We start from the raw sequence: 26,666 nt of genomic DNA on the forward strand, positions 1-26,666 counted from the left end.
CTCCTTAGTTATCACCTCCTTTACAAACGGTGTTGGATCGATTCGAAAGGTTAACGCGCGAAGCCTTTCGGCCCCGTCAGGCATGCCGCTTGATGAAGCGGTACAGAATCACGCTGCGCAGGAGCAGCCTCATCTCCGGGTGAAAAGCGAGCTCGGGGCGCGGCTCCCGTCCGATCCCCGCCGCGGCGGCGCGGATGCGGTCGACGTGGAGATAGCCGGCGACGGCCGAATCGTCGCAGAGCCGCCGCAGCTCGTCGAGCAGGCGCGGCCACATCGGCGCGGCCCGGTGAATCCAATCCGCGCCCTGGACGCCCCGCACCCGCTGATTGAGCCGGACCTCGTCGGGCAGCACGGACTTCGTCGCCCTGCGGATCAGCGCGCGGTCCATCCCGTCTCGCACGTACTGCTTGACCGGCACGGAGAGGCAGAAGCGCACGACCCGCAGATCGCAGGTCGGGTCCCGCTCCCAGACGCCGTACCGCAGCGACAGCTTGGTCGCCGTCGCCCCGTTCTTGTTCGCGGCCGCGAGGCTGCCGAGCTTGTCCCTGCGCAGCGCGAACGGATCGGCGGCCGCGGAACCGCCGCGGCCGCGAACTCCGCCGTCGCTACGGCCGTCCGGGCCGCCGCGCAGCCTGTCGAACACGCCCATGCGCTCGGCGAAGTCGGGATGGATGAGCATCGCCGGCAGGTCCGCCCCCCCGGCATCCCGCGAACGGCCCGCCAACGCCGGGAAGGCGAGCTTGCCCAGGGCCTGCAGCAGACGCCGTCTGCCGATGCCTTTATTCGCGCCGAACATGCGCAGCTCTCGCGAGAGCCGCAGCCACTTCATGCGCTTCAGCAGCAGCGCGTAGTAGTCCAGGGCGGGTCCCCACGAGACCGTGAAGTTGCCCCGCGCGCCGGTCAGCAGCACGCCCGCGCCCCGGCTGCCCGCCCGCTCGTGAATGCCCTTCAGCCAATGGGAATTCTCGAAGAACTTGTAGGGGGACTCGAGCAGGTCGATCCACTCGTCCACCTCGGTGAGCGGGCTGATCCCCTCGAAGTCCATGTACGTCTCCTCGATATTGCCCACATGCCGGACCGTCGCCGCGATGTACGGACGCTCGTCCGCAGCCACGTGTCCCGGCGTCCAATCGGCGAAGCCGCTGGCCGGCACGCTGCTGTACGTCTGCAGCGTCTTGCCCTCCTGCCGCAGCGCCCGCGCGGCGAATCCCGCGACGGCGCCCGAGTCGAGGCCGCCGCTCAGCGTCGCCGCGACCTCGCGGTGCGTGCGGAGCCGGCAGCGGACGGCCTCTCCGAACACGGCGCGCATCGCCTCCTCGTATTCGCCGTCGGACTTCAAGCGCAGCGGCTCGTCCGGCTCGATCGTGCCGTAGGCGTCGAGCCGCGCCCGGCCGTCCGCGAAGACGATCGAATGGCCCGGCGGCACCTGTCGGATCCCCCGGTACGGCGTCGCTCCGGCGTCCGTCGATTCGAACATCTCCGGGATCGCCATGAACTCGGCGAGCCATGCCTCGTCCAGCCCGCCCGCCGCGTCCTTCAGCGCCAGCAGGGGCGCCATCGTCGTGGCGAAGGCGAGCCGCCCGGCGCCGATGTGGTAGTACAGCGAGCGGCTGCCGAACAGATCCCGCGCGCCGAACAGCTCCCGGCGTTCCTCGTCCCAGATCATGAACGCAAAGTCGCCGACGAGACGTTCGGGCGCCGCCCGCCCCCATCTCCGGTAGGCGAGCAGGATCAGTTCTGCGTCCGTCGTCGCCCCGCGGCGGAAGGAAGGCACCTCGAGCCGCTCGAACAGCTCCGCGCGGTTGTCGAGAATAGCGTCCGCGACGATACGCAGCCGCCCGTTCGGATCGCCGTCCGGCATGCGCTCCAAGACGGATTCCGGCGTGATCCAGCGGATGCGGCAGCCGAGAAACGCCGGTCCTCCCCGCCATGTTCGCGCGTCGTCGGCGACGTACCGGGCCATGGCGTCCATCATCGCTTCGCCGTCCGCGGCCGAAGCCGCCCGGCCGTCGAACCGGACGATGCCCGCGAGCGCGCTCACTTCTTGCCTCCGCCGGCCATGCAGGCCGAGGCGAACCGTGAGAGACGCTTGCCGAAGGGAATCGCCGACTTCAGCCAGTCCGCCTTCCGCTTCATGGCGCCGAGCTGGGCGCGGAGATGCCGCTGCTCCCGGATGCCGGCTTCGAGCCGAAGCTCCAGCGCGCGGACGGTCATCTGCAGCTGCAGCACCCGCGGGTCGGTCTTCGCACCCGGCATGGCGCCATCCGCCTCGTCCGCCGCGCCCGAGAAGCCTGCTTGGCCCGCCAAGTCCGGCACGCCCTTCGAGCCCGCCGCCGCTCCGCCGCCAGCGCCCGCTCGCATCGCGTACTCCGGCTCCCAGCGGCATCCGGTCGTCTCCGACAGCTGCCGCTCTCTCAGCGCCATCAGCCGCTCGTCCGGTTCCCGCCCGAAGCGGACGCCCGTCCAGCGCTCCGCGACCGCCAGCGCCTCGCCGTAGCCGAGCTCCTCGAACACCTGCGCCCCGAGGAGGCGGACGTACAGCTCCGCCTCCCGCTTCGTGAGCACGTCCTTCCAGGCATCCACGGATTCCCGATGCGGCGCCGCATGGTCCGCCACGTTCGGATCGCCGACGCCCATGCTGAAGTACAGCTCCGACTTCGCGGTCCCCATGCGGGCGCCGTAATTTTCCATCCCTTCCTCGTACGCCGTGCCGAGGAACCGGCACGCGCCGTCCAACTGTCCGCGCGGATCGGCCACCAGCTCCTCGTAACGCAGCCGGTAGACGTACGGGTCGGGATTCGCGAAGTAGCGCAGGTAGCGCATCAGCCCGATCGTGAGATCCGCGGCCTTGATGTCGAACGCGGGTCCCTCCAGCAGCCCCGCCAGGTCCGCCGCGCCGCCGCGGGACGCGCCAAGTTTCTTGTAAGAAGCGAGCACGGCCAGCGGATTGCGCAGGAGCCAGATGCGCCTGGCGCGCGGGAACAGCGCGTCCAGAAACTCCAGCAGGTAATAATATCTGGGCGACTTGTCGATGACGATGTCCGCGCCGCCGCCGCCGCGCAAGAGACCGTTGTAAGCCTGGACCGCGAACGACCGGCACGCGTCCGCGAACGCGTCGTCCGGCAGCACGCCGTTAAAGAACCGCTCGAGGATGGCCCCGCCGCCGTATGCCCGCCGCTGCGCCGCCTTCAGGTCGAGCAGGCTCATCAGAAACCACATCTCCTGCGCGGCGAACAGCCTGCCGTGATTTTGCAGCATGACCGTGGTCAGGGAGCTGCCGCTCCGCGGCGTGCAGAGCAGGAATACCAGATTGTTGCCCGCTGCGTCGACCATCCGGGGCGCCTCCTTCGATTCATTTCGCTTTCCCTTCGCCTTTCCTTCGCCTATCCGCGCGAATCGCAATCCTTCGCTTTCGCTAGATGCGCTGCGACCTTCACTTTTGGCTGAAATCGTAATAAAACTTGGGCCGCTCGCCGAGGATGACCTTGTAGATGTCGTCGTTCGTCGCCTTCGCGCCGGTCAGATAGTCCTTGTACGGACGATCCGCGACGTTGACGAGGCCGGAGTTGTAGTGCTCCCCCCACTCGCCCTGCCAGTAGCGGCCGAGACCCGCCTGGTCCACGTAGTTGAACACGTTGGCCCCGACCACGTACGGCAGCGTCGCGACGCCCTCTACGTAGTTCCGGTACCGCATGCCGCGCTGGAACTGGTTCGTCGCCGAATTCTTCATCAGCGGCGCCAGCCCTTGCTCCGACGTGCCGTAGCCGAACTCGCTCATGAGGATCGGCTTGCCCGACTTGGCATAGAGATCGGCGAGCTGGTCCGTCTCGATTTTGTACGCATAGTAGTTGAGACTGATCACGTCGACGTACTTGCCCTCGGCAGCCGCGAGCATGTCCCGCACCTTCTCGTTGTGGAAGGTCGTCACGATCCATCGGTCGCCGAGCAGCAGATGGTTCGGATCGTACTTGCGGTAAAGCCGCGACACGGTGCCGAAGAACCGGTCCAGATAATCCGTATACAGCTCGTCCATATCCCGCCAGGCCGGCGACGAATTCAGCGGCAGCGCCGCCTCCTTCAGCTCGTCGAACGAAGCGAAGCTCGTCTTCCACGCGGTATTGAACGCCTCGATCGTGACGTACTTGGCCTTCAGGCGCTCGACCAGCTTGCCCTTGATCGCCGCCTTGCTCGCCTTAAGCTTCGGCACCTCGGCGTAGAACCGGTGAAAGTCGTACTCGTTGCCGATGAAGTAGCCGATCAGCATCGGATCGTCCTTGTACGGGGCGACTGACTGGGCGAACGCCTCGTCCAACTTGGCCTCCGCGCCGGGCGCGTAAATATCGAAGATCGACAGGCCGTCGATCTTGGCCCAGCTCATCCCCTCCAGCGGCAGCATGCGCGTATAGGGGAACAGTCCCTCTTCGCCGTATTTCTCGGGCGAGTAGCCGCCGATGCCGTTGAAGCCCCATTTTTGCAGCCGTTCGATCGCCTCCATGTAGATGGCGTGCTCCGTCGGGAAGACGCCGGTCTTGCGGTACTTGTTGGCCACGAAAAACGAGAAGTTGTCCGTCCCGAGATAGGCGGGCTTGTATTCGCCGGCGTAGGGGGGCACCGCTTCGAACTTCGTCTCCCGCCCCTTGACGAGCGTATACGTCTCGTGGGCCGTGACCCCGTTGACCGCCAGGCTGAAGTACAGATTGCCCGTCGGCGTCGTCATGACCGGACGCCCGTTCATCTGCTGGATCGCGAAAAAGCCGGTGGCCTGGAGGCCGTACTTGATCTTGCTGCCGGCCAATCCCCCGTAAGCGTCGCGGCCTGCGGGCGCTTTCAAGCCGCCATAGTAGGCGGCGTCGGCTTCCGCGTCGTCGTCAAGCTGCGACTCGGAGGTCACCTTGCCGGCGAAGCTCGCATCCTCCATCTGGCCGAACCGGTCTAGCAGCACGTCCTTGCCGGCGTTGACCGTGTAGCTGCGGATCGGACTCGGCTTAAGGCTGTTATTGACCGCGTACGCCTCCAGCTGGACGTAACCCTCCAGCGGAATCGGCCCCGAATACGGGAGATAGTTGGCGCCCTTGTTCAGCCGGTAATAAATGCGCGCCCCGGAGGTCTCCGTCGAGAGCGTGGCCTGCATGCCGTTTGCCGTCTTGGACGTCGCCAGCATGACGGACGCCGTGTTCAGGTTGATCGCCACCTCGGACACCTGCGGCGTCCAGGCTTTGGCCTGGCCGAGCATCTCGATCTTGAGATAGCGCGTGCCCGCGGGCAGGGACATATTCTCGTACGCGTACGGCTGCCAATTGCTCACGGGAAAGCCGGACGGATAGGATTCGGCGGCGATCTCGCCGTACTGCTTGCCGTCCGGCGAAACGTAGAACTTCAGCTTCTCGAGCGGCTGGCCGGCAAAATAAAAGCTGCGCACCGAAAAAGAGGTCATCTCGTAATCGGCCCGGTAGACGAGCACCCCCGGCGACAGCGTGGCGCGTACCGCGCGGCTCCCGTCATTGCCGAAGTAGTCGGGGTTGTCGTGCGCCACGTAGACGTTGGCGCGGACTTCGGTCAGGCCGAAGTCGTTCAGCGGATCGGCGATGCCGGGCGGCGGCGCCGCGAGCAGGTACGGCGTATACGCGTACGTGGATACGCCTGCGGACGACGGCGACTCCCCAGTCGCGCTCGCCTCCGTCGTCTTGAGCAGCGTCTCGCCTTCGATCGGGATCGGCGAGTTGTAAGGCTTACGGGTCTGGGAGGTGCGCGGGTCGCTCCCGTCCGTCGTGTAGTAGACGATATCGCCGTCCTGTTTCGGATTCAGCAGAATCATGCTGCCGTACAGCACCGGCCCCGACGGCTTGCTGGCCAAGGCGACAGAGGGCCCGTTCAGCACCACCTGGCCAATCTCGGGAGAAGCTTCCGCCCCTCCGCCCTCGAATACGATCTTCAGGTACTTCGTGCCGCTTGGGAACCCTCTGGATTCATAGGACACGGCTGGCGGATCGCCCGGCTCCTCGTGCACGTCAGGCACCACGCCGCGGTACGTCTTGCCGTCGGGCGAGATCAGGAACTTCAACCGGCCGGCCGTGCCGTCCGCCTTCCCGTACGTATGGACCGCGAAGGACTTCAGGTTGCCTTCCGCCCGGTAAACCAGTTCTTCGACGGACGGGCCGCCGCTCGCGACGCGGGTCGGATCCCGGTCGTCGCCGGCGATCGTCCGCAAGGCAAGCGTGCTCGAATGCGCGTACGCCTGCTGCCAATCGGCGAGGTCGTCGACTTCGATCTCGTTGCCGCCGGAGCTGTCCCCGTACGTGTGCGCGGGGAGCAGCACGACCAACATGACGTACGCCAGGAGCCAGACCGTTTTTCTTTTCATGATGACGAGCTCCTTCTTCAATACTGGAGGATCGGCATCTCTTCTCTGATGCCCTGATTCAGGCTCGGACGGCCGATTGAATAGTAGATGAACGCCGTTCCCGCAAGATCCGATTCCTTGAACACGTTGCGGCCGTCGATCAGGATCGGCCGGCGCATCGTCTCCTGCAGCCGCCGCAGATCGATCCGCGCGAACTCCTCCCATTCGGTCAGCAGGCACAAGGCGTCCGCGCCGCTCGCGGCTTCGAGCGCCCCGTCGCACCAGACGACGCCGCCGTCTCCGAACAGGCCTCGGAAGCTCGGCGTCGCGATCGGATCGTAAGCCCGCACCCGCACGCCGCTATCGACCAGATGCCGCATGATCTCGAGCGCCGGCGATTCGCGGACGTCGTCCGTGTTCGGCTTGAACGACAGCCCCCACACCCCGATCGTCTTGCTCCGGAGCTCGCCGCCGAAGATCGTCTCGAGCTTGCGGACGATGCGCATGCGCTGGTCCCGGTTCACCTCGACGACCGAGCGGAGCAGCTTGAACTCGTACTCGACGTGGCCGGCGATCTGGATGAGCGCCCGCGTGTCCTTCGGGAAGCAGGAGCCGCCGTAGCCGATGCCCGCGCCCAGGAACGCCGGTCCGATCCTTCGGTCGAGTCCCATCCCCGCGGCGACCTCCGCGACGTCCGCGCCGACCTTCTCGCAGATGTTCGCAATCTCGTTGATAAACGAGATTTTCGTCGCTAGAAACGCGTTGGACGCGTACTTCAGCATCTCCGCGCTGCGGATGTCGGTCACCATGACCTTCTGCGTCAGCGGCCGGTGCAGCTCGGCGATCCGTTCGGCCGCGGCCGGGGAATCGGCGCCGATCACGACGCGGTCCGGCTCGAGCGTATCGCGCACGGCCGAGCCTTCCCGCAGGAATTCCGGCAGCGACACGCTGTCGAACGGCACGGCGGTCCGGGCGCGGATCAGGTCGCGCACCCGCTCGTTCGTGCCGACGGGGACCGTGCTCTTCACGGCGACGATCGCATAGCCGTCCAGCGCGTCCGCGATCTCGGCGGCCGCGGCATCGATATAGGAGAGATCGGCCTCGCCGCTCGGCAGCGGAGGCGTGCCGACCGCGATGATGACGAGGTCGGTCCCGCGGACGGCCTCCTGCAGGTCGTGCGTGTAGCGCAGCCGGCCGGCCGCGACGCCCCGCCGCGACAGCTCCTCGAGCCCCGGCTCGTAGATCGGGACGCCTCCGCCTTGCAGCGTTGCGATCTTGTACGGATCCTTGTCGACGCAGACGACCGCGTGCCCGAGCTCCGCGTAGCAGATGCCCGACACGAGCCCGACATAGCCGGTGCCAATAACCGCGATTTTCAAATGGAACCCTCCTATGTCTCGCAGAGTTGAACGATCTCGTCCCAGGCCATCTCGAGCCGGACGATATCCTCCTCGATCAGCAGCGTGCCCGTCTGCACCTCGATGATCTCGAGGTCGCTCTCCGCCAGCACGCTGTGCCTGCTCTCCTTGGGAATCTGGAGCACGTCGCCGACGGACAAGGCGAACATCCGCCCGTCCAGCACGACGATGCCTCTCCCGGCCATCACGGTCCATACCTCGTCCCGCAGGCTGTGGTACTGGTAGCTCAAGTTGCGTCCGCCCGCGATGAAGATCCGCTTCGTCAGCACCTCGCGGCCGTCCGGATAAACGGCGTAGTCCAGCACGCGATAACGTCCCCAGCGCCGCTCTTCGTACATCGGACGCTGCTCCGAAGTCTTGAGCAGGTCCTTGACCAGCGGGCTGAGCGCCTTCTCGGCCACGAGGATGCCGTCCGGGCTCGCCGCCACGATGACGTCCGAGAGGCCGAGAACCGCGATCGGGACGTCCAGCTCGTTAATGACGTGCGCGCCCTTCGTCTGCGCCGAGATCATGCCCTTGCCGGTCAGCGCCGAATCGATCTCCTCGGTGAGCGTGTTCCAGGTGCCGAGATCCTTCCAGTCCCCGTCGTAGCGGACGGCCGCGATCCGGTTCGCCTTCTCGACGACCTCGTAGTCGAAGCTGATCTGCGGCAGCGTGTCGTAGCGCTTCGCCATCTCCTCGTGCTGGATCGGCAGCTCGTGGGCGATCAGGATGTTGATCAGAAAATCGAGCTTGAACGCGAACACCCCGCAGTTCCACAACGCTCCCTGCGCGATCATCGCCTCGGCCTCGGCCCTGGCCGGCTTCTCGCGGAAGCCGCGTACGGTCGTGTACGGGCCGTCCGCCGCGTCCTCGGCGCCCGGCAAAATATATCCGTACTTCTCCGAGGGGTATGTAGGCTGCACGCCGATCAGCGCCAAATCCGCGGCGGACGCGTCCAGCGCGCGCTCCAGCATCCCGAGCTCCGCGAAGAACCGGCCGTCGACGTACGGATCGACCGGCATGACGACCACCGTCTCGGTGAGGCTCACGCCTTCCATGGCGTACAGATAGGTCGCCGCGAGCGCGATGGCGGGAAAGGTGTCTCTCCGCGACGGCTCGGCGATCAGGCGGACGTCGCTGCCGAGCTGGCCGTAGAGAATCTCGACCTGGGACCTGCCCGTCGCCACGTAGGTATGCTCCCGCAGGCCGGCGTCCTCGATCTGCCGCCATACGCGCTGGATCATCGACTCGGGCTGGCCGTCGGGGCCCTTCAGCACCTTCAGGAACTGCTTCGAGCGGGAATCGTTGGACAGCGGCCACAGCCGCTTGCCCGAGCCGCCCGACAGAAGAACGATTTTCATGCCATCCCTCCGCTCTGCTTGTTCGCCGGCTCCGCCAGGAGCCTCGCCGAAGCGATGCCTTGGGTCCAGGTCCGGTAATAGCTGGCGTTTTTCCCGTAAGCGTTGTCGATCAGCACGTTCGGCTTGTCCATCAGGCAGGACAGGATATGGCCATGGAGCCTGGAGGTCTGCACCGTCCTGTACTGGGCGAACCGGCCTATCGCCTTGTTCACCAGACGGTCCGTGTATTTGCTCCAAATTCTGCCGACAGGCAGCTTGCCCTTGGAGAACCGCAGCACGTCTCCGAACGCGCGAATCGACCGCTGCTCCGTCCGGCTGTAGAGCGTCGACCAGTCCAGGCGATCGCCCGCGCCGTCCGCGGCCATTATCTCCTGCCCGGCCGTCTTCTCGATATCGGTGCGCAGGAAGCGGAGCAGCTCCCGCTCCGGCTCGGCGGCGCCGCGGATCGGCCACAGCTGGTGGGCCATGTCCGGGGACAAGTAGACGTTGCAGTGCTTCAGCTTGTCCCTCGCCATGTCCAGCGAGAGCGTGTCGCGAACGTACAGATGAACGTCCCGGTGGCGGTTCAGAATGTCCGCGGTCCGCTCGAACTCGTGCACGTCCTTGTAGAATATCGTCTGCGGCAGCATGACGACCCGATGCTTCGGATAGCCGGCGACGACGCGCTCGCGCAGCTTCTGGTGCACGGGGTACAGATCGCCGAAGTTGCCGCCGCCGTGGAGCACGAGAATATGGTCCTTCGGCACGGCGAGCCCGTCGGGGAAATCCAGCGCGCTGTACCGCGCGCGGACCCGGATGCCGTTCGCCTTGAAGAAGGCTTCCGTCCCCTTCATGATCAGCAGATCGCCGCCGTTGGCGTGAACGGGATAGTCGATATAATAAATGCTCGAGCCAGGCGGAATGACGTTCAATATCTGCCTGAGCTGGTTTTTCAGCTCATCCATAGGGTGAGCCGGCAGTGGTGCGATCTCCATCCATTCGTCTCCTTCTCGCTTGTATCGTTGCCTCCGGCGTCCCGTCACAGGGACCAGCTCACGTTCTCGCGGACGATCCGCGCCGGGACGCCCGCCACGAGGGCGCGCGGGGGCACGTCCTTCGATACGACCGCGCCCGCCGCGACGACGGCCCCGGCGCCGATCGTGACGCCCTTCAGGATGGTCGCCCGGCTGCCGATCCACACGTGATCCCCGATCGTGACCGGCCGCGTCTTCTCCGAACCCTCCAGCGCGTGATAGTCGGTATCCGTGATGGTGACGTCCCACGAGATGGCGCAATGGCTGCCGATCTTAACGTGCCGCTTGCACATGACCTCGCTTCTCCGGTTGAGGAACGTATGGTCTCCGATCTCCACGACGGCCTCCTCCGAGTCCAGATAGAACCCGGTGTCCCGGTGCAGGATGACATGGCTGCCGAGGACGAGCCGGGCTCGCCTCGACTTGGATACCGTCACGGCGCCGCATACCCGCAGCAGCCGGCCGCATCCGTCGGTCTTGCGCCTGAACAGCGCGCCGCGGAGCACCCGGTAGCCGTACTTCATATAATCCCTAACGCTTCTACCGCGCAGTTGCATACGTGCGATGCCGTCCTTCCATTCATTCGATCAGGATTGCGCCGCCCTGGTCAGGCGTCCCGCCAGGAAGCGCCAGTCGCTCTTGTCGAACAGCACGCCCATGACGGGCGCCTTGAACACGATTTTCATCGCCGCGACCGAGATGACGATCCGGCTGAACGCGCCGATCAGCATCGCCAGCGCGATGCCGTTCAGCCCATAAGCAGGGGCGAGCGCGAAGCATAGCCCTACCGTCAGCGCTAGCGCGATCGCCTGCCGGACGACCACGAGACCGGGACGTCCCATCGCGTTGAACGAGGAGGCCAGAATCCACGAGCCTCCGCCCACGACGCATTCCAGCGACAGCAGGTAGAACGCCGTATCCGCGGCCAGGAACGGCTCTCCGTAGAGCAGGCCGAGCAGCCAGCGTCCGACGAGCGCGCCGGGGACGAGCGCGCCGAGCATCAGCGGAAAGGAAACCCGGAACGCCCGGCTAACCTTGGCTACGATCTCGTCTGGCGCGAGCCCCGTCACTTTCGGGAAGACGACGCCGGAGATCGCCGTCTGGACGATGTTGAACACGCGGGACAGCGTGTATACGACCGTATAGAGGCCGAATTCCCGCGGCGCGAGCAGCGACAGGATGATGAGCTTGTCGCACTGGCCGTACAGCGTGCCGAGCAGTTCGACGCCGTACACTCTCCCGCCGTAGCCGAACAGCGTCTTGATCGCGCCGCGCTCCTTCGTCTTGTCCCCCGATCCGCCTCGCTTGGCGAACCAGGAGGCGGCCAGCTCCCGTCTCATCCGGTACAGCGCCCAACAGACGACGCCCAGGCTCGTGACGAGGAACATGAGGGCGGAGGAAAATTGGCTTAAAGTCCCGCACGCCCACAGCGCCGTCAACCCGAGCAGATTGCTGAGCGGCACGTAGAGCCGGATGCCGTTGTAGAGGCCGAAATTCTCCATGCTCTGCGCGAGCGCCGACATGAGACCGACCGCCAGCAGCAGCGGCAGCGTAAGGACCGTGTACCACCTGGCGATGCTCACGATCTCGGCGCCGTAGTTGCCCAGCCACGCGGGCAAGAAGATCCAGGCGATCGTGCCGGCCAGCAGGCAGATCGGGAGCTGGAACAGGAATCCGGCCCTGACGTACGCCGGCCCGAGCGACGGATGCGTCCGCCGGTTGTAGATCAGGGACGTCGGCAGCCCGAAGCTGAGCAGGCCGGCCAGCAGGGTCGGCCAGAACAGGATCGCCGAGAACTCGCCCTTGCCCGCCACGCCGAACATGCGCGCCGTCACGATCGAGGTGACGGTGCCGAGCAGCACGATGATCAGATTGGCGGCGCTCGTCCGCATGATCGCCGTCAGCGCGCCTTCCCCCCGCCATAGGCGGCTGAGCCTCCTCATTCGTACGTGCCCAGCACGCCGCTGATCAGCCCGTTGTTGTAGGCGATCCGGCTGACGTTGCGGAACACCCGCCGCCTGTCGTACAGGATCGGGAGCGAGAGCAGCACGAAGACCGGCACCTTCACGACGGACTGCGCGAACAGCCGAAACTTGCTCTTCGAGCTGACCGCGCTGCTGACGCCCTGCCAGTAGATGCGGCGCAGCAGCCACTTGCGGCTGATGCGGCTGCGCGGGATCTTGTGCAGCACCGAGGCGTGCGGCGTGTAATAGACCGAATGCCGGGCGCGGATGCGCTCGATCAGCTCGGCCTCCTCGCTCGAGAGCAAGTTGCTCCCCACGCGGCCCAGGTCCTCGCGGAACAGCGCCCCCATGTCGAACGCCGAGCGGCGGAAGGCCACGTTGGCGCCGAACGGAATCGCCGGCCGCTTCATCTCCACGACCTCGTCGGCGTAGTCGAGGATCGTGTAGAGCGTGCGGTTCTCGGGAGACAGCCACGTCGGCGCCTCCCCTTCCCAGGCGGGCTCGATCTTGCCGCCGACGCAGCCGATGCGGGAATCCCGCTCGAACAGGGAGACGATCCCGCCGATCCAATCCTCGGACGCGACCGCGTCGTCGTCCAGGAACAGCACGTACTCGCCCCGCGATTCGCGGATCGCCCGGTTGCGGGCGACCGAGAGGCCGAGCCGCTCCTCGAAGATGTAGCGGACCGGGAAGCTGACCACCCGCTCGAACTCGAGCACCGTTTGGGCCGTCTGATCGGTGGAGCCGTTGTCCACCACGATCACCTCGAAGGACTCGTGCCGCTGCCGCAGCAGGCTCAGCAGCGCCTCCTGCAGATCCGCGGCCCGATTGTGCGTGCATATGGCTACCGATGCTTTCATGCGTTCACCTCTTGCGGTATCCTTCCGGCGTAGACGGCGAGCATCCGGTCCGCGATCCGGTCCCAATCGAGCTCCCGGAGCTTGTCCGCGATCCGGCTCTCCGTCTCGCGCCGGTCCATGTTCATGACGTCGCGCAGCGCCTTGCGCAGCCCGTCCTTGTCGTCCGGGTCGTACAGCACGCCGCAGCCCTCGGACACGTACTCGCCGAGCGAGCCGATCCGCGGCGCGACGACGGGCTTTTTGAAGGTCAGCGCCAGAATAGCGCTCCCGCTCGTCGAAATCTGCCTGTACGGGAGCACGACCGCGTCGGCCGCGAGCAGGTAGTCGGCCAGCTCGCCGTCGGCCACGAAGCTCGGGTACAGCCGAATCGCCCCGCCGCCCCCCGCTTTCCCGCGCTCGCCGATGAAGCCGAGGTCGTATTCCCCGTCCGCCTGCCCCGCGATCAGCAGGGCGCCTTCTTCCGGCGCGAGCGACCGGTAGGCTTCGACGAGCCGGTCCACGCCCTTGTAGGGATTGATCCGCCCGACGAACAGGAACAGGAACCGGTCCGCGGGAATGTCGAATCGTTCGCGGATATCCGTCCCGCGGATCGGATATGCGCCGCCGTAATGCCCGTGCGGCGTCACGACGATCTTGTCCTCCGGGACGCCGAACACGTCGGCTGCCTCGCGCCTAACCGTCTCGCTGAGGGCGAAGGCCGCGTCGCACAGGCGCAGCAGCCGCTTGCGCATGAACGCATCCCAGCGGGACCGGCCCTCGTGCGGCCAGATGTTGTGGATCGTCCAGTACAGCCGCACCCCCAGGAGCTTGTACCAACAGAGCAGAGCCAAAAAAAACAGCGACTTCGCGAATGTCAGCGCGAACCATGACGCCTGGTAGGTATAGCTCGGCCAATGGATATGAACGATGTCTCCTCTGCGGGGCTTGAACTGCGAGCCCTTGGCGTAGTGATCGACGCGCAGGCCCCGCCGCTCGAGCGACCGGGCGAGCAGCTCGGTATACTTGTTGTGCGGGTTCGTCCTCGGCCACATATATACGATCGGCTCGCTCATCTAGTGCACCTGCCCGACGGCGGTCGCTACCGCGGCGTACCCGCCGCCCGCCAGCGTCTCGTCGTACAGGTTCAGATGCCGGTCGAGCAGCGCCGCCTGCGTGAAGCCGCGGCAATGCTTGAGGCAGGCTTCCTGAATCCGCCGTTTCTCGCCGCCCGGCAACGAATGGTACGAGAGCAGCTTGGCCCGGATGGCCGCGGCGCTGCCCGGCGGGAACAGGAATTCGTCCGGGTTCCAGACCGCGTCCGGGATGCCGCCTACGTCCGCAGCGTATACCGGCGTGCCGACCTGATACGACTCGATGATGACCCGGCCGAACGGTTCCTCCCACACCGAGGGGACGAAGCTGACGTCGACCTCGGCCATCATTCGACGCGCTTCCGCGGGCTTCACCTTGCCCGGGAATACGAAGCGACCGTCGTGGCGGCAGCTCTCGGCCAGCTTTCCCCTGAGGCTCCCTTCGCCGCAGACGACGATCCGCTCGACGACGTCGGGCGGCAGGGACATCGCCGCCTCGACCAGCTCGCGAACGCCCTTCTCCGGCTCGACTCGCCCGAAGTAGCCGATGTGCAGCGGCTTGCGGTCGAAGTCCTTGGCGCTGGCTGCGATTCCGCCCTCCACCGCGTTCGGAATGACCCTTCTCGCGGCATGGGGGAACAGTCCCGCGTCCGTATGGCGCCTCAGGATGTGCGACGAGATGCCGACGACCGCCGTGACCCGCCTGCTGTATCCGGCCGAGGCCAACGCGTACAGCCGGGCCAGCAGCGGATTCTTGATCGGGGAGCTGACCGGCGACAGCAGCGAGTAATCGCGCAGCGTGTGCACGATCGGCACGCCGAGCCCGGCCGCCGCCGTCCAGATGCCCGCCCCGAAGCCGGACAGATTCTGCGTATGGATCAGATCCGGCCGGATCTGCGACAGCAGTTCCCGCACGGTCTTGGTCATCCGCGGATTGTACAGGTCGGTCAGCCTGCGGGCCGTGCGCATCAGCACGCCGCGCCGCTTGGCGTCGCCGATCCAGTACAGATTGGCGTGCGGCAGGCGGTGCACGGTGACGCCGCCGATCCGTTCCTCGGCGACGCCGCCCGCGCGATTGTGACCGCCCAGCGTCAATACGTGCACGTCCGCCGTGGACGCGAGCGTCTCCGCCAGGATCTGCGTCGATATCTCCGCCCCGCCGATCATGTGGGGGGCGTACAAACTGTTGACAATGACGATTTTCATGCGGTACGTCTCAACTCCCTACCGTTCTGCGTATCCCATTCTGCCGCTCGGGAGGCCTGCCGTCCTTCGAAAAATCCGCCCCGGATCCATCCGATCAGCAGCCAGAAGTTCACGAAGGAATAGGAATCGAAATTCATGACGAGCGAAACGCACAACGCGAACGCGAATTGGGCGTAAGGATGACTGCGCGAGCTGCGCAGGGCCGCTCCCATGAACCCGACGAACAATAACGCGCCGACCAGCCCTTCCTCGGCGAACAGCTTGGACCACATGTTGCGCGAGGTGGCCATCTCGGGATGATCGTTCACCAGGTTGGCGACCTCGGTGAACTTCATGCCGTAATCGAAGTGCGCGAGCAGCAGGTCCGCGAACTGTCGGTAATAATATCCGCCGCCGACGCCGAAGAGCGGATGCTGCCAAAACTCGATAAAGCCGATCGCCGGGAAAACGACGCGGATAAAAAAGGAATTGTCTGCCATGATCAGATGGCCGAAATCGAATTGGAACCGGTCCGTGAAATAACCGCTCACCTTGAGCGTCTCCAGCAAAAAGGGGACGCCCACGACCACGACGAGGCCGATCGCGCCGAGCGCGAGCAGCATGCGGCCGCGGTATTTATTCGCGATGAAGACGTAGACGAGCAGCGCCGTCAGCAGCACGCTGTAGGCGTAGGCCGAAAACGAGAGCACGAGCAGCACGGCGCAGCCGATCAGCGGGACGAGCACGACCTTCCGGTACCCTTCCTTGTACAGGAAGAGCAGCAGCAGCCCGCCGCACAGCAGATGGATGCCTGCCCACGACGGCTCTCCGGACAGCATCTGGATCCGGCCCTTGTACACCTTTTCCGAGAACAGTCCGGTCAGCGTGCCGGAGAAGCCGCTATGGATAAAGTAAGCGTCCGCCAGCTGCAAGAGGCCGGCCGCAAGCGGGGGGACGAACCCGACCAACAGGAAAACCGCGATCCGGCGCCGCAGCGCGGGATCCGCTCTCGACTGCTCGGCTACGTAGACGGACACTCGGTACATCGAGAGCCCGAACAGCAGCGTCGCGGCGTGCTTGAGGCTCGCGCCCATGTCCCCGCCCGCCGAAGCGAGCAGCGAATGCCCGATGCTGTAAGCGGCGAAGAGCAGGAGCGGCACGTCTCCCGGCCGGAACCGGAAGTCGGTGAAAAACAGCAGCAGCGAGGCGGCGAACATCGGGAACATCGCCAACGGGCGATAGACGGAAAAGGCGAAGTACGGCATGCTGTCATAAGTGATGACCGCCAGCGAGAACAAAAACAGGGCGACGACCGCCGCGCGCACGATATCGGTCGGCTCTTCGCGGCTCTGCGCTAGGATAAGATCAGCTCCATGTTTTTGCGCGTGGCCGAACCGCTGAACCGGCGGCTCACATACCGGATCGAATTGCCCGATATGCTGTCGTTGATCTCGCTGTCGCCCATCAGCAGCAGCACGTTGCGTACCATTTCGTCCTCCGACTCGCACACGAACAAATCCTCCCCGTGATTCGCGTCGAGCCCTTCGCTCCCGATCCGGTTGGTCACGACCGGCACGCCCCAGGACATCGCCTCCAGAATCTTCGTCTTGATCCCGGTGCCGAACAGGAGCGGCGCGATCATGAGGGCGGAGTCGCCTACGATCCGCTTGACGTCGTCCACCTCGCCCGTGACGACGACGCCCGGATACTCGCTCTGCAGACGCTGCACTTCGGCGGTCGGGTTTTTGCCGACGATGTAGAAGACGGCTGCCGGATTGCTTTGCTTGATCCGGGGCCACACGCGCTCGCAGAAGTACACGACGGCCGAGCTGTTGTGGGGAATGTCCATCTTCCCGACGAACACGACCTTGTTCTTGTCGTAGCGCCGGGAACCTCTCGCCTGCATCCGCTCGTCGGGCTCGACCTTCATCGGGACGCCGTGGCAGGATTCGTGGAGCGTCGTTTTCTTGAAGTTTTGCGCTTCGGCCGGGGAGGTGAAGATCAGATGGTCGAAGCGCGAGGCCACTTGCTTTTCGTATCGGCCCAGCATCTTGCTCTCGAAGGCGATGAGCCACTTTTGCACGAACTTCAGATCCGCGAACCGCTTCAATCCGTTCGGCAGCTTGTCCGAGAATCCGCCGAGCACGGACGGGATGTATTGGAACCAGTCGAGCTGGCGTCGGTAGCGCAGCGACAGCAGGTCGTCGTAGCTGAGCACCTTGCGACCCCGTCCGGGGGACAGGTACTCCGCCACCCGCACCATGTCGTAGAGGACGAAGTCCGGCTCCTCCTCCCGGACGAAGTCCCGGATCTGGCGGTGCGTCTTGCGGCTGTAGTACACGGATACTTGCAGCGGCCATTTTCGTCGGATCAGCGAGTGGACTAGAATGTTGTACAGCTTCTCGGCCTTGCCCGGCGGCTTCAGCTCGACGAGCCTGCCGATCTCCGACGGCCGCTGCGCCAAATACTTGGGATCGTCCACGAACGACAAATTAACGATCTCGCCGTCGGGGTAAATGTCCTTCATTTGCCGAACGTACTGCAGCAGCATGTTTTTGCGGCCGTCCGTACCGGGAAAAGGCAGCCGATTCGTAATAAACAAAATTTTGTTCATTTTGTCGCCACCCTTAAAATGCGTCTTTGGCTCCAAGCAGCAGCTTGAAGGTTCGAAAAATAATCTTCAGATCCCCCCGAATGCTCCGTTTGCGAATGTATTCCAGATCCAGCTCGACCATCTGCTCGAAGCTGAGCTTGCTGCGTCCGTTCACCTGCCACAGACCCGTGCATCCCCCGCTTACGGCGAGCCGAAGCTTGTCGTAGTCCGAGTATTCCTCCACCTCCCTGGGCAGCGGCGGCCGGGGGCCGACGAGCGACATTTCGCCTTTCAGCACGTTCACGAGCTGCGGGAGCTCGTCAATGCTCGTCTTGCGGATGAACCGTCCGATCCGGGTGATGCGCGGGTCGTCCTTGAGCTTAAACATCGCGCCCTTGATCTCGTTCTGGGCGAGCAGCGTCGCGAGCTTCTGCTCCGCGTCCGGCACCATCGAGCGGAACTTGTACATTTTGAACTCCCGTCCGTTTTTGCCGATGCGCGTCTGTTGGAAAAAAACGGGCGCCTTCGGACTCTCCAGCTTAATGAGCGCGGCCGTGACCGCGAACACCGGGCTGAACAGCGCGAGCGCGAACAGGGCGCCTGCAACGTCCATGCCGCGCTTGACCGACGTGTAGAACGCCAGCTTGCCGCCGTTCTGCGCCGCGAGCCGCTTGCGCTCGAAGTCCGTCAGCCGGGCGACCAGCTCCCCGTCATACCGCAGGCCCATGGCTTTCCCCCATCTTCTCGCGCCAGATCAGCGACTCGAGCCCGTCCATTAGGCGGTGCCTGAGCTCCTCGTCGCGAAGCGCGAAATCGATCGTCGTCATGATAAAGCCGAGCTTCTCGCCGACGTCGTAGCGCATGCCTTCGAAGTCGTAAGCGTGAACGCCCTGCGTTTCGTTCAGGCGTTGGATCGCGTCGGTCAGCTGAATCTCGCCGCCCGCGCCGACTTCGTGCTTGCCGAGATACTCGAAGATCTCCGGCGTCAGCACGTAGCGTCCCATAATGGCCAGATTGGACGGAGCCTGTGCCTGCGGCGGCTTCTCCACGAAGCGCCGGACCTCGTAGAGCCGGCCGCGCCGCTCGATCGGATCGAGAATGCCGTAGCGGCTCGTCTGGTCGGTGCCGACGGCCTGCACGCCGATGACCGACTTGCCGGTCTGATCGTACTGGTCGATAAGCTGCCTTGTGCACGGCGTATCCGACTGCACGATGTCGTCGCCCAGAAGCACGGCGAACGGTTCGTCGCCGATGAAGTTGCGGGCGCACCATACGGCATGCCCGAGGCCTTTAGCTTCTTTCTGACGGATGTAGTGGATCTCGACTTTCGACGACTTGCGGACTTTGCTCAGGATATCGAGCTTGCCCTTTTCCTCCAGCGTGTGTTCGAGCTCGAAGGCGATGTCGAAGTGATCCTCGATCGCCCGTTTTCCCTTGCCGGTCACGACGATAATATCCTCGATGCCGGATTCGATCGCTTCTTCCACGATGTACTGAATGGTCGGCTTGTCGACGATGGGCAGCATTTCTTTGGGCATCGCCTTGGTGGCGGGCAGGAAGCGGGTGCCCAGGCCTGCCGCGGGAATAATCGCTTTTCTCACTTTTTTCATTCGCTCTCACCCCATCCGTATTTCTCTTTATCCCATGCGGCTTGTTTCGAGCGAGGCTAGACACCTATTTCAGCCTCATTCGCTCGCTTGCTTCCGTATGGAGCAAACCAACTACACTGTGGCAGTAAATCGAAAATAAAAGCGGGCATCGAACCCATCCTCACGCCACACCCCTGACGATGAACGTCTAAGGTCCGCTGACCCACAGCATGGCCGAGTGCCTCCGGTGATAAAGGAGCAGGAGACATTTCCTCAAGTAAAAACGGCTTCGCCGTCCTCCAAAGAGGGCGATACGTTTTTATCGTCGGTCATACAGAAATGGATAATCGTGAAACTTATACATTCTGTATGATCAAGTAAAAATGCGGAATGGCTAGGCAATCCTTCACCTAGCGCCCTCTGCGGTTGAACACTGCCCCTAAGATCCGAACCCGGCCGGACGACAGCGTCTCCTTCGCCTTCAGGACCGCGTCCATCTTCGTCTTGCCGCGACGGATGACCAGCACGGCGCCATCGCACTTGTCGGCGACGATCATCGCGTCGGACGCGGCGGCCATCGAGGTCGTGTCGACGATGACGATATCGAAGCGCGCCTTGGCGGCCTCGAGCAGCGCGTTCATCGCTTCCGAATCGAGCAGCTCGGACGGGTTGGGCGGCGGCGGTCCGGCACACACCACCTGAAGGTTGGCGTAAGCCGTCTTGTGCGCGACCTCGTCCAGTCCGCCCCGTCCGGCGAGCGCCGTGCTGAGCCCTGCTTCGTTAGGCAGCTCGAAGATTTGGTGCTGCGCGGGCGACCGCAGGTCCGTGTCCAGCAGCAGCACCCGCCGGCCGGCCTTGGCGTAGGCGACCGCAATGTTGGAGGACGTGGTGCTCTTGCCTTCGCCGGGCAACGCGGACGCGATCGCGATCGTCTTCATGCCGACGTCCCGGCAGGTCCACTCGATGCCCGTTTTCAACCTGCGATACCTGTCGGCGACTTCCGAATTCGGGTTGCTCGCCGCGATCAATCCTCGTTTACGCATCCATCGTGACATTCGGCTTCCCCCTCGCTCCCATCGTCGTTCGTTCCGTATCGTCGGGCTCGTTCAGATCCCGACTCGCGATCCGGGGGATATCCGCCAGCAGCGGCAGTCCCAGCTTGGCGCGTACCTCCTGCTCCGTCTTGACCGAATCGTCCATGTGCTCGAGCAGGAATGCGAGGGCGGTGCCGATCAGAAGCGACAGGACGAACACGATCGCGACGTTCTTGACGGGATTGGGCGAGGACGGCGCCCGGTTCGCCTCCGGGTCTGCCCAGTTCAGGACGATAACGTTATTTAGATTCAACAGCGTGCGAATCTCGGCTTGGAATACCTTGGAGACGGCATTTGCCATCTTGGCGGCTCGCGGATAGGAGCCGTCCGTCGCGACGACGGTCATGATCTGCGTCTCGCTGACGGAAGAGATGCCGACCTTGGCGGCGAGCTCGCTTGCGGTCGTGTGGAGATCGGGATACGCGGCTGCGACCTTGTCCAATATTCGAGGCGTAAGGATCAGCTGCTTGAAGGTTTTGATCAGCAAGATGTTGGAGGTGATCGCGCCGGCGTCGGGCGCTGAGGTCGTCTTGCCGGGGGCTTCGCTCTGGAACACCATCAGCTTCGCGGCGGCTTGGTAGTTCGGTCTCACATTTTGACTGGTATAATAGCCGACCGCCGTACAGCCGACGATCGTAATCAAGGCGATCAGCCAGAGCCTTTTCCTGACTACGCTCCAATACCGTTGAATTTCCAAAACGCTTCCTCCGATGCTAATTCGTTTGAAAATGAAAAAAATATCAGAATTTTCTGACTAATTTTCCGATATTCGCTTCCATTTTGGCCTCCCCTGCCTCGTCCTGCTCTTATTGTAAATCGCCTGCGACTTTCAAAACTATTACGCGGCAGGATGATTTTGCTTCTTCTTCGGAAGCCATCGTCCTGCCGCGTCGGTAGGTATTCGAATTATACTTTCGTACCATTCGGAAGCTCGAAGCCGCTCTCCGTCCGGATATCCGGGGGAGCGAAGTCTCCTATCCCCTGCGACTGCGCGTACAGGGCGGCCTGCGTCCGGTCGGTCAGGTTCAGCTTTTGGAAGATCCGGCTGACGTGCTTCTTGACCGTGAACTCGCTGATGACGAGCTTTTTGGCCACGGCGCCGTTGGACAAGCCCTCCCCGAGCGCGCTCAGCACCTCTCTTTCCTTGGGCGTCAGCTTCTCGAGCGGATCGTCGGATTCCTTGTGAAGCAGCGTGCCGAGCAGGCTTTGATCAAAGTATTTGCGGCCTCTGCCGATCATCTTGACGGCGAGCAGCAGCTCGTCCGGCGCCGCGTCCTTGAGCACATACCCGTCGGCCCCGCATTCCTTCGCCCTGCGGATGTCGGCCTCGGACGCCGAAGAAGTCAGCATCATGAACCGGCAGGACATGCCTCCGAGCGAACGGACCAAGTCGTAGCCGGACGCGGAGCCGAGCCGAATATCCAGGATGACGAGATCCGGCTTCGCCACCTCGATGACCGACAGCGCGCCTAATAAGGTATCGGCTTCTCCCGCGATCTCGAACCCCTCCTCCGCGGACAGCACGGCCCTTAACCCTTTGCGAACGAGAGGATGATCATCCACGATTACGATTTTCATATCATCACCCGTTTGTCGTTTTTGTTAGTTGCGGTTTATACCGGCTCCCCGCGCCCGTCGACCAGCGGCAGGCGCACGACGATCCGCGTCCCGCTGCCTTCGCCGCTGTCGATCTGCAGATTGCCGCCGAGAGAGGCGGCCAACGCCTTCATGTTCCTCAACCCGAAGCCCGAGTCTCCGCTGCCTTGGCGCGCGGCGCAGCCCTCGAAGCCCTTGCCGTTGTCCGAGATCCGCAGCGTGGCCGAACTGCGCCGCAGCGTCAGCTTGACGTCGACGACGCTGCTCTCGCCGTGCCGGATCGCGTTGCCGATCGCTTCTGCGATAATCCGGTACAGCGCCTTCTGATGGTGAACGGTCAAGCGCCGGTCCAAGGCGGGCGGCCTGAACCTGATCCTGACGCCGCTCAGCTTGGCCTGGCTCGCCAGCAGGGATTCGACGCTGCTGAGCCACGAGTTGCCGCCGTGCTCGGACAGGCTCAGATCGTATATCGTCTTGCGCAGCTCGCGCGTCGCGGCCGCCGCGGCCTCCCGGATGTCCTTCAACAGCTCCAGGTGCTCCGCGTCGGTCATGCCGCCCCCGTCCTGCTCCGCGGAATGGACCGCGCAGGAGATGCCGAAAAGATGCGGGCAAATGCGATCGTGGAGTTCTTCTGCGATCCGGTTGCGTTCCTCGAACAGTAAATACGGTTCTACCTTGCTCTGCATAGCCATCCCAATCATCACCTTTCCCGTGTGTATGATGAGAAAATTCCAATCTTTTCGTCAGGTTCCCTCGTTTCTGCGCATTAGCGTTCATTTTCAACATACCCTGCCGAAATTGACATGCCCATGCTACGGGAGTACCGATTATCGAGTAGGTAGTTGGATAAGGATTGTTGCTACCTTGGTCATGACCGGAGACGCTTTTCGGCGCTTTGCAATCCAAAAATATCCAGTCCAACTGTGAAACGTATGCCATAGTGCGGTGTCCAAGCAAATTTTAGCAAATGTCGGATTTTGCGAGTTTTCATTTCTTGAATTCAAAATAATAGGCCTTAAGAACCGAGTCCGTTTTTTGGAAATTCCAGGAAAACCAAAGATTTTATTTCTATATTTTGGTATTATTTAATTTGAAAGCGTTTTTACGATCCTTGTCTAATCGCGCCTCGGTGGCGTAAAAAGCGCGCTAGGCGGGCATCGGATGAGAAAAATGAGAGAAAAGGAAGCGCTATCATAACTTTCGAGAATCGACAAAAATAAAGCCCTTTCATTCTTACAGAAAGGGCTTTTATCCGGCAAATTGCAACCGCTTTCGCCATCCGCGTCATTTGCTGTTCATCGACAATTCCTCGGGCACGCGCGGAAAATAAATGTAGCTGCCGATCCAGCCGGCCAGAGAGCTCGCGATGGCCGCTCTCATCAAACTTCCGCCTCATCCCCGCCCCCCGCCGAATCGTCTCGCCAGCCAGGCCATCTCTTCCCTGAATTGCACGGGCGGCCCTTCCCCTTCTCTCGTCATGTTGGGGCGAATCCACCACTGGCACTCGATCCAGTAGAGCAGCTTCAAGGCTCGTTCCTCGGCCTCTTCCGGCAGCGGCAGCACCGTACGGTAGCCTGCGGCGAAGTGCGCCGCCCGGTCCGCGTCGTAAATGCCGTCCGCATAGCAGCCGGACAACAGCGCCCTAGCCATGTCGTGCTCCGGATGATCGTAGTGCAGCCGGTCGAAGTCCAGCAGCGCAGCGACGCCGTCGCCTTCCACCAGTAGATTGTCCCGCCACAAGTCGCGATGCGCCCAACCCGGCGGCGATTCGCGGAGCTCGGCAATGTCGATGAACGCCGCAGTCTCCCGGTGGGACTCGACGATCCGCAGCCAGGCATCCTCCGCTCCTTGCTCCCGCAGCGCGAGCTCTACGCCGTCCAGGTAGTCCAATCTCTCCGCGACGGACTGCAAGACCGACTGGGGCCGCGTCTCCGAGCCGAGCGTGCCGTCGTTCAGCAACCGGTGCATCTCGGCCGTCAATCGGCCGAGATGATGAAGCTGTCCCGGCGAGAGGCGCCCTTGGGCCGGCACCTCGCCCCTGCAAAAAGCCATAACGCTGAACCGCTCGCCGCTCGCCGTCTCGTGCAGCACTCGTCCGTCCCGTTCGAGCAGCTTCGGACAGAGCAGGCCCGCTTCATGCAGCCGCTGCTGCTGACCGAGCGCGCGGCGCAGCTCCGGCACCCGGGCATCCGTGTACCGGCCGCGATGGTACTGCTTCAGCACGTATTCGCCGCGGTTCGTGCGAATCCGCCATTTCCGGTTCATCCAACCGAGGGTCAAAGGGACGGCCGCTGCCACCTCCAGCCCGAGCCGCTCCCGCAGCGCCTCCGTCAGCTCCAGCCACATTCGATCCGTCTCCATCCGCGCACGCGCCTTCCCTATTTTCTCGCGAAATAATCGATCTTCATCGCTTCCCGCACCTCGCCCATCGTCTCCTTGGCGATCGCGCGCGCCCGCTCGGTCCCGCTGATCAGCACCTCGTCGAGGAAGGCTTCTCTCCCCTCGTATAGACGCCTCCGTTCGCGCAGCGGGTCCAGCAGGCCGTCCATCGCTTGGATGATCTTCGCCTTGCAGTCCGTGCAACCGATCGATCCCTTGGCGCAGCTCTCCTGAATCTCGACCGCCTCGTCCGTATTGAAAGCTTGATGATAGCCGTAGATCGGACAGATCTCCGGATGGCCCGGATCGTGCTTGCGGATGCGGCTCGGGTCCGTCTTCGCCCGCTTCACCTTGTCCGTCAGCTCCGCCGTCGAACAGTCGAGCGCGATGGCGTTGCCGAGGCTCTTGCTCATCTTCCCGTTGCCGTCCAATCCCTCCAGCCGCTCGCCTACCAAAGCCCTTGGCTCGACGAGTACGGGAGCGTACAGATCGTTGAACCGCCGTACGATCTTGCGCGTCTGCTCGATATGCGGAATCTGGTCCTCCCCGACGGGGACGAGCGCGGCCTTGCAGAAGGCGATATCCGCCGCCTGGCTGACCGGGTAGCCGAGAAAGCCGTAGTACATGTCCGTATAGCCCCGCGCCTCCGCCTCCGACTTGATGGTCGGATTGTGACGCAGCGAATTGACGGTCACGAACATCGAGAAATACACCGTCAGCTCCGCAATCTCGGGGACGAGCGACTGCACGAACAACGTCGACTTACCGGGATCGATCCCGACGGCCAGATAATCCAGCGCCACTTGGCGAAGATGCTCCCGAATCAATCCGGGCCTGTCAAAGTGTGTCGTCAACGCCTGTACGTCCGCCAATAAGACGAAGCATTCATGCCGATCCTGCAGCAACACCCGGTTCTTCAGACTGCCGACGTAATGGCCGAGGTGCAGCTTGCCCGTGATCCGGTCTCCGGTTAATACGCGTTCTAACATGGTAATTCCTCCTTGAAATGGGTTTTCGATTAGGCGTGAACCGCGCTAATGGCACTTTCGTACACCGTCTCTTCCGTCGCCAACGCCAGCCGTCATCCATCGGCCATCACCTCCCTTCAAGCGCTTGAAAAACAAAAAAACTCCGTCCTCGGTTAAAGGACGAAGTTCTCGCTTCGCGGTACCACCTTTATTGGTCTTCCGCGCATGCGGCGGCAGACCCTCTTCAACAGGCATCCATCAATGCCCCGTCTCTTGTATCGGCAAGACCTCCCGCCGCACCTACCCCGCCGCCGGCGGATCGGATTGGACGCTCCGAAGCCCATTCGTCGCCGTTCCGACGCTGACTCGCACCTCCCGTCAGCTCTCTGGAATCTTCCCGGCGCTTACTCTTCTTCCTCATCGCGCATGTTTATTTCTTGTCATTATAGCACGGCGAAATGGAAAATGGAGCGTTCATCGTCAATTTCGAGGTTGGCATTCCAATAATGCCCATCTAATATTTGCATGTGCAAACAATCGTAAGCGGAGAGGATGATAGATATGAAAAAACGAATGATCGTCATAGGCGGCACCGGAATCATCGGCTCGGCCGTGGCGGAGGCGCTCGAACCGAAGCATGAGGTGATTCGCGCTTCCCGGCATGGCGAGGTCCGCGCGGATCTGGACGATCCCGCGTCGGTCGACGCCCTCTTCGCTTCGACGGGACCGATCGACGCCGTCGTCTGCGTCGCCCAAAGCGGAACGCTGACGCCGATCGACTCCGACCGATGGGACGAAGACTTCGATCTAGGCATGAAGAAGCTGACCGGGCAAGTCGCCCTCTTTCGCCGCGCGATCCGCAGCCTGAAAGATAACGGCTCGATCACGCTGACGAGCGGCACCTTCAAAGAACCGATGGTCGGCAGCGCGGTCGGCCATATCGTGAACAGCGGTCTGGAAGGATTCGTTCGCGCGGCTGCGGTGGAGCTTCCCCGGGGCATTCGCGCGAATGTCGTGAGTCCGGGCTGGGTGAGGGAGACGCTCGCGAAGCTGGGCATGGACCCGAGCGCGGGGACGCCGGCCAGCGAAGTGGCGCGCGCGTATGCGGCGGCCATCGAAGGCGATCTTCAAGGGCGGATTCTCACGCCTTAAGGGCGGGACTGGATGCAGGAAAAGGCGACAAAATCCCGCAATTTATCATCCTATCTACGGATTTTAAGCTTATAATAGTGGTAAATCTTGTCGCATAGGTCG

Annotated in this window: 22 protein-coding genes and 1 other annotated feature; of the genes, 1 reads left to right on the forward strand and 21 read right to left on the reverse strand. The window is 63.4% G+C overall.

All coding sequences use genetic code 11. The annotated features are described in order from the left end of the window. Positions 1–76: 76 nt before the first annotated feature. The 21 genes from H7C19_RS12290 to trpS form a co-directional block, all read right to left on the reverse strand. Entirely contained in the window at positions 77–2,041 is a 1,965-nt protein-coding gene (locus H7C19_RS12290) for an asparagine synthase-related protein (protein WP_185142943.1), read from the reverse strand. After that, the gene (locus tag H7C19_RS12295; protein WP_185142944.1) at positions 2,038–3,333 is read right to left on the reverse strand and encodes a sulfotransferase family protein; all 1,296 of its coding nucleotides are present in this window, start codon (positions 3,331–3,333) and stop codon (positions 2,038–2,040) included. The genes H7C19_RS12290 and H7C19_RS12295 overlap by 4 nt, the downstream gene beginning before the upstream one ends. Before the next feature lie 100 nt (positions 3,334–3,433). After that, on the reverse strand, positions 3,434–6,361 hold the full coding sequence (locus tag H7C19_RS12300) for a chitobiase/beta-hexosaminidase C-terminal domain-containing protein (protein WP_185142945.1): 2,928 nt from the start codon (positions 6,359–6,361) through the stop codon (positions 3,434–3,436). A 17-nt stretch (positions 6,362–6,378) separates the two neighbouring features. Continuing rightward, entirely contained in the window at positions 6,379–7,719 is a 1,341-nt protein-coding gene (locus H7C19_RS12305) for a UDP-glucose dehydrogenase family protein (RefSeq protein WP_185142946.1), read from the reverse strand. A gap of 11 nt (positions 7,720–7,730) precedes the next feature. Then, the gene (locus tag H7C19_RS12310) at positions 7,731–9,101 is read right to left on the reverse strand and encodes a sugar phosphate nucleotidyltransferase (protein WP_185142947.1); all 1,371 of its coding nucleotides are present in this window, start codon (positions 9,099–9,101) and stop codon (positions 7,731–7,733) included. Then, positions 9,098–10,075: a polysaccharide pyruvyl transferase family protein gene (locus H7C19_RS12315; protein ID WP_246469460.1), complete on the reverse strand. Its 978-nt coding sequence runs from the start codon at positions 10,073–10,075 to the stop codon at positions 9,098–9,100. The genes H7C19_RS12310 and H7C19_RS12315 overlap by 4 nt, the downstream gene beginning before the upstream one ends. Before the next feature lie 44 nt (positions 10,076–10,119). Then, positions 10,120–10,671, reverse strand: a complete 552-nt coding sequence (locus tag H7C19_RS35210) for an acyltransferase (protein WP_185142948.1) — start codon at positions 10,669–10,671, stop codon at positions 10,120–10,122. Between the two features lie 30 nt (positions 10,672–10,701). Then, complete coding sequence (locus H7C19_RS12325) at positions 10,702–12,057, reverse strand: lipopolysaccharide biosynthesis protein (RefSeq protein WP_185142949.1); 1,356 nt, start codon at positions 12,055–12,057, stop codon at positions 10,702–10,704. Beyond that, entirely contained in the window at positions 12,054–12,938 is an 885-nt protein-coding gene (locus H7C19_RS12330) for a glycosyltransferase (RefSeq protein ID WP_185142950.1), read from the reverse strand. The genes H7C19_RS12325 and H7C19_RS12330 overlap by 4 nt, the downstream gene beginning before the upstream one ends. Next, positions 12,935–13,990, reverse strand: coding sequence for a glycosyltransferase (locus H7C19_RS12335; RefSeq protein WP_185142951.1), 1,056 nt, complete (start codon positions 13,988–13,990; stop codon positions 12,935–12,937). Before H7C19_RS12335 ends, H7C19_RS12330 begins: the two co-directional genes overlap by 4 nt. Beyond that, complete coding sequence (locus H7C19_RS12340; RefSeq protein WP_185142952.1) at positions 13,991–15,214, reverse strand: glycosyltransferase family 4 protein; 1,224 nt, start codon at positions 15,212–15,214, stop codon at positions 13,991–13,993. Beyond that, the gene (locus H7C19_RS35475; RefSeq protein ID WP_185142953.1) at positions 15,211–16,518 is read right to left on the reverse strand and encodes an O-antigen ligase family protein; all 1,308 of its coding nucleotides are present in this window, start codon (positions 16,516–16,518) and stop codon (positions 15,211–15,213) included. Before H7C19_RS35475 ends, H7C19_RS12340 begins: the two co-directional genes overlap by 4 nt. A 29-nt stretch (positions 16,519–16,547) precedes the next feature. Then, positions 16,548–17,807, reverse strand: a complete 1,260-nt coding sequence (locus H7C19_RS12350) for a glycosyltransferase (RefSeq protein ID WP_185142954.1) — start codon at positions 17,805–17,807, stop codon at positions 16,548–16,550. Between the two features lie 13 nt (positions 17,808–17,820). Next, positions 17,821–18,513 carry a sugar transferase gene (locus H7C19_RS12355; RefSeq protein WP_185142955.1) on the reverse strand — a complete coding sequence of 231 codons (693 nt, stop codon included), beginning with the start codon at positions 18,511–18,513 and terminating at the stop codon, positions 17,821–17,823. Next, positions 18,497–19,396 (reverse strand): UTP--glucose-1-phosphate uridylyltransferase GalU, encoded by a 900-nt coding sequence (gene galU / locus H7C19_RS12360; protein WP_185142956.1) that lies wholly within the window; start codon positions 19,394–19,396, stop codon positions 18,497–18,499. Before galU ends, H7C19_RS12355 begins: the two co-directional genes overlap by 17 nt. Before the next feature lie 389 nt (positions 19,397–19,785). Then, positions 19,786–20,418, reverse strand: coding sequence for a CpsD/CapB family tyrosine-protein kinase (locus H7C19_RS12365; protein WP_221469213.1), 633 nt, complete (start codon positions 20,416–20,418; stop codon positions 19,786–19,788). Beyond that, a complete protein-coding gene (locus tag H7C19_RS12370; RefSeq protein WP_185142958.1) occupies positions 20,411–21,166 on the reverse strand; it encodes a YveK family protein in 756 nt (251 codons plus the stop codon). Before H7C19_RS12370 ends, H7C19_RS12365 begins: the two co-directional genes overlap by 8 nt. A 209-nt stretch (positions 21,167–21,375) precedes the next feature. Next, a complete protein-coding gene (locus H7C19_RS12375) occupies positions 21,376–22,047 on the reverse strand; it encodes a response regulator (RefSeq protein WP_185142959.1) in 672 nt (223 codons plus the stop codon). A 35-nt stretch (positions 22,048–22,082) separates the two neighbouring features. Then, on the reverse strand, positions 22,083–22,757 hold the full coding sequence (locus H7C19_RS12380) for a sensor histidine kinase (RefSeq protein WP_185142960.1): 675 nt from the start codon (positions 22,755–22,757) through the stop codon (positions 22,083–22,085). 700 nt (positions 22,758–23,457) lie between these two features. Then, the gene (locus H7C19_RS12385; protein WP_185142961.1) at positions 23,458–24,426 is read right to left on the reverse strand and encodes a phosphotransferase; all 969 of its coding nucleotides are present in this window, start codon (positions 24,424–24,426) and stop codon (positions 23,458–23,460) included. 17 nt (positions 24,427–24,443) lie between these two features. After that, the gene (trpS, locus tag H7C19_RS12390) at positions 24,444–25,433 is read right to left on the reverse strand and encodes a tryptophan--tRNA ligase (RefSeq protein WP_185142962.1); all 990 of its coding nucleotides are present in this window, start codon (positions 25,431–25,433) and stop codon (positions 24,444–24,446) included. A gap of 152 nt (positions 25,434–25,585) precedes the next feature. Next, positions 25,586–25,842, reverse strand: a binding site (T-box leader). Between the two features lie 131 nt (positions 25,843–25,973). On the opposite strand from trpS, the gene H7C19_RS12395 reads away from it, so the two are divergent. Further along, positions 25,974–26,564: a short chain dehydrogenase gene (locus tag H7C19_RS12395; protein WP_185142963.1), complete on the forward strand. Its 591-nt coding sequence runs from the start codon at positions 25,974–25,976 to the stop codon at positions 26,562–26,564. The last annotated feature ends 102 nt before the right edge of the window (positions 26,565–26,666 follow it).

It is taken from the genome of Cohnella nanjingensis (genome assembly GCF_014212125.1).
GTDB lineage: Bacteria > Bacillota > Bacilli > Paenibacillales > Paenibacillaceae > Cohnella > Cohnella nanjingensis.

What these genes read in the sequence shown, in the direction of transcription:
- H7C19_RS12295 (WP_185142944.1), bottom strand. Translation starts at nt 3,333, where the DNA reads ATGGTCGACGCAGCGGGCAACAATCTGGTATTCCTGCTCTGCACGCCG.
- H7C19_RS12315 (WP_246469460.1), bottom strand. Translation starts at nt 10,075, where the DNA reads ATGGAGATCGCACCACTGCCGGCTCACCCTATGGATGAGCTGAAAAAC.
- H7C19_RS12395 (WP_185142963.1), top strand. Translation starts at nt 25,974, where the DNA reads ATGAAAAAACGAATGATCGTCATAGGCGGCACCGGAATCATCGGCTCG.
- H7C19_RS35210 (WP_185142948.1), bottom strand. Translation starts at nt 10,671, where the DNA reads ATGCAACTGCGCGGTAGAAGCGTTAGGGATTATATGAAGTACGGCTAC.
- H7C19_RS12365 (WP_221469213.1), bottom strand. Translation starts at nt 20,418, where the DNA reads ATGCGTAAACGAGGATTGATCGCGGCGAGCAACCCGAATTCGGAAGTC.
- H7C19_RS12325 (WP_185142949.1), bottom strand. Translation starts at nt 12,057, where the DNA reads ATGAGGAGGCTCAGCCGCCTATGGCGGGGGGAAGGCGCGCTGACGGCG.
- H7C19_RS12300 (WP_185142945.1), bottom strand. Translation starts at nt 6,361, where the DNA reads ATGAAAAGAAAAACGGTCTGGCTCCTGGCGTACGTCATGTTGGTCGTG.
- H7C19_RS12350 (WP_185142954.1), bottom strand. Translation starts at nt 17,807, where the DNA reads ATGAACAAAATTTTGTTTATTACGAATCGGCTGCCTTTTCCCGGTACG.
- H7C19_RS12310 (WP_185142947.1), bottom strand. Translation starts at nt 9,101, where the DNA reads ATGAAAATCGTTCTTCTGTCGGGCGGCTCGGGCAAGCGGCTGTGGCCG.
- H7C19_RS12380 (WP_185142960.1), bottom strand. Translation starts at nt 22,757, where the DNA reads ATGGCTATGCAGAGCAAGGTAGAACCGTATTTACTGTTCGAGGAACGC.
- H7C19_RS12375 (WP_185142959.1), bottom strand. Translation starts at nt 22,047, where the DNA reads ATGAAAATCGTAATCGTGGATGATCATCCTCTCGTTCGCAAAGGGTTA.
- H7C19_RS12355 (WP_185142955.1), bottom strand. Translation starts at nt 18,513, where the DNA reads ATGGGCCTGCGGTATGACGGGGAGCTGGTCGCCCGGCTGACGGACTTC.
- H7C19_RS12335 (WP_185142951.1), bottom strand. Translation starts at nt 13,990, where the DNA reads ATGAGCGAGCCGATCGTATATATGTGGCCGAGGACGAACCCGCACAAC.
- H7C19_RS12330 (WP_185142950.1), bottom strand. Translation starts at nt 12,938, where the DNA reads ATGAAAGCATCGGTAGCCATATGCACGCACAATCGGGCCGCGGATCTG.
- H7C19_RS12385 (WP_185142961.1), bottom strand. Translation starts at nt 24,426, where the DNA reads ATGGAGACGGATCGAATGTGGCTGGAGCTGACGGAGGCGCTGCGGGAG.
- H7C19_RS12340 (WP_185142952.1), bottom strand. Translation starts at nt 15,214, where the DNA reads ATGAAAATCGTCATTGTCAACAGTTTGTACGCCCCCCACATGATCGGC.
- galU (WP_185142956.1), bottom strand. Translation starts at nt 19,396, where the DNA reads ATGAAAAAAGTGAGAAAAGCGATTATTCCCGCGGCAGGCCTGGGCACC.
- trpS (WP_185142962.1), bottom strand. Translation starts at nt 25,433, where the DNA reads ATGTTAGAACGCGTATTAACCGGAGACCGGATCACGGGCAAGCTGCAC.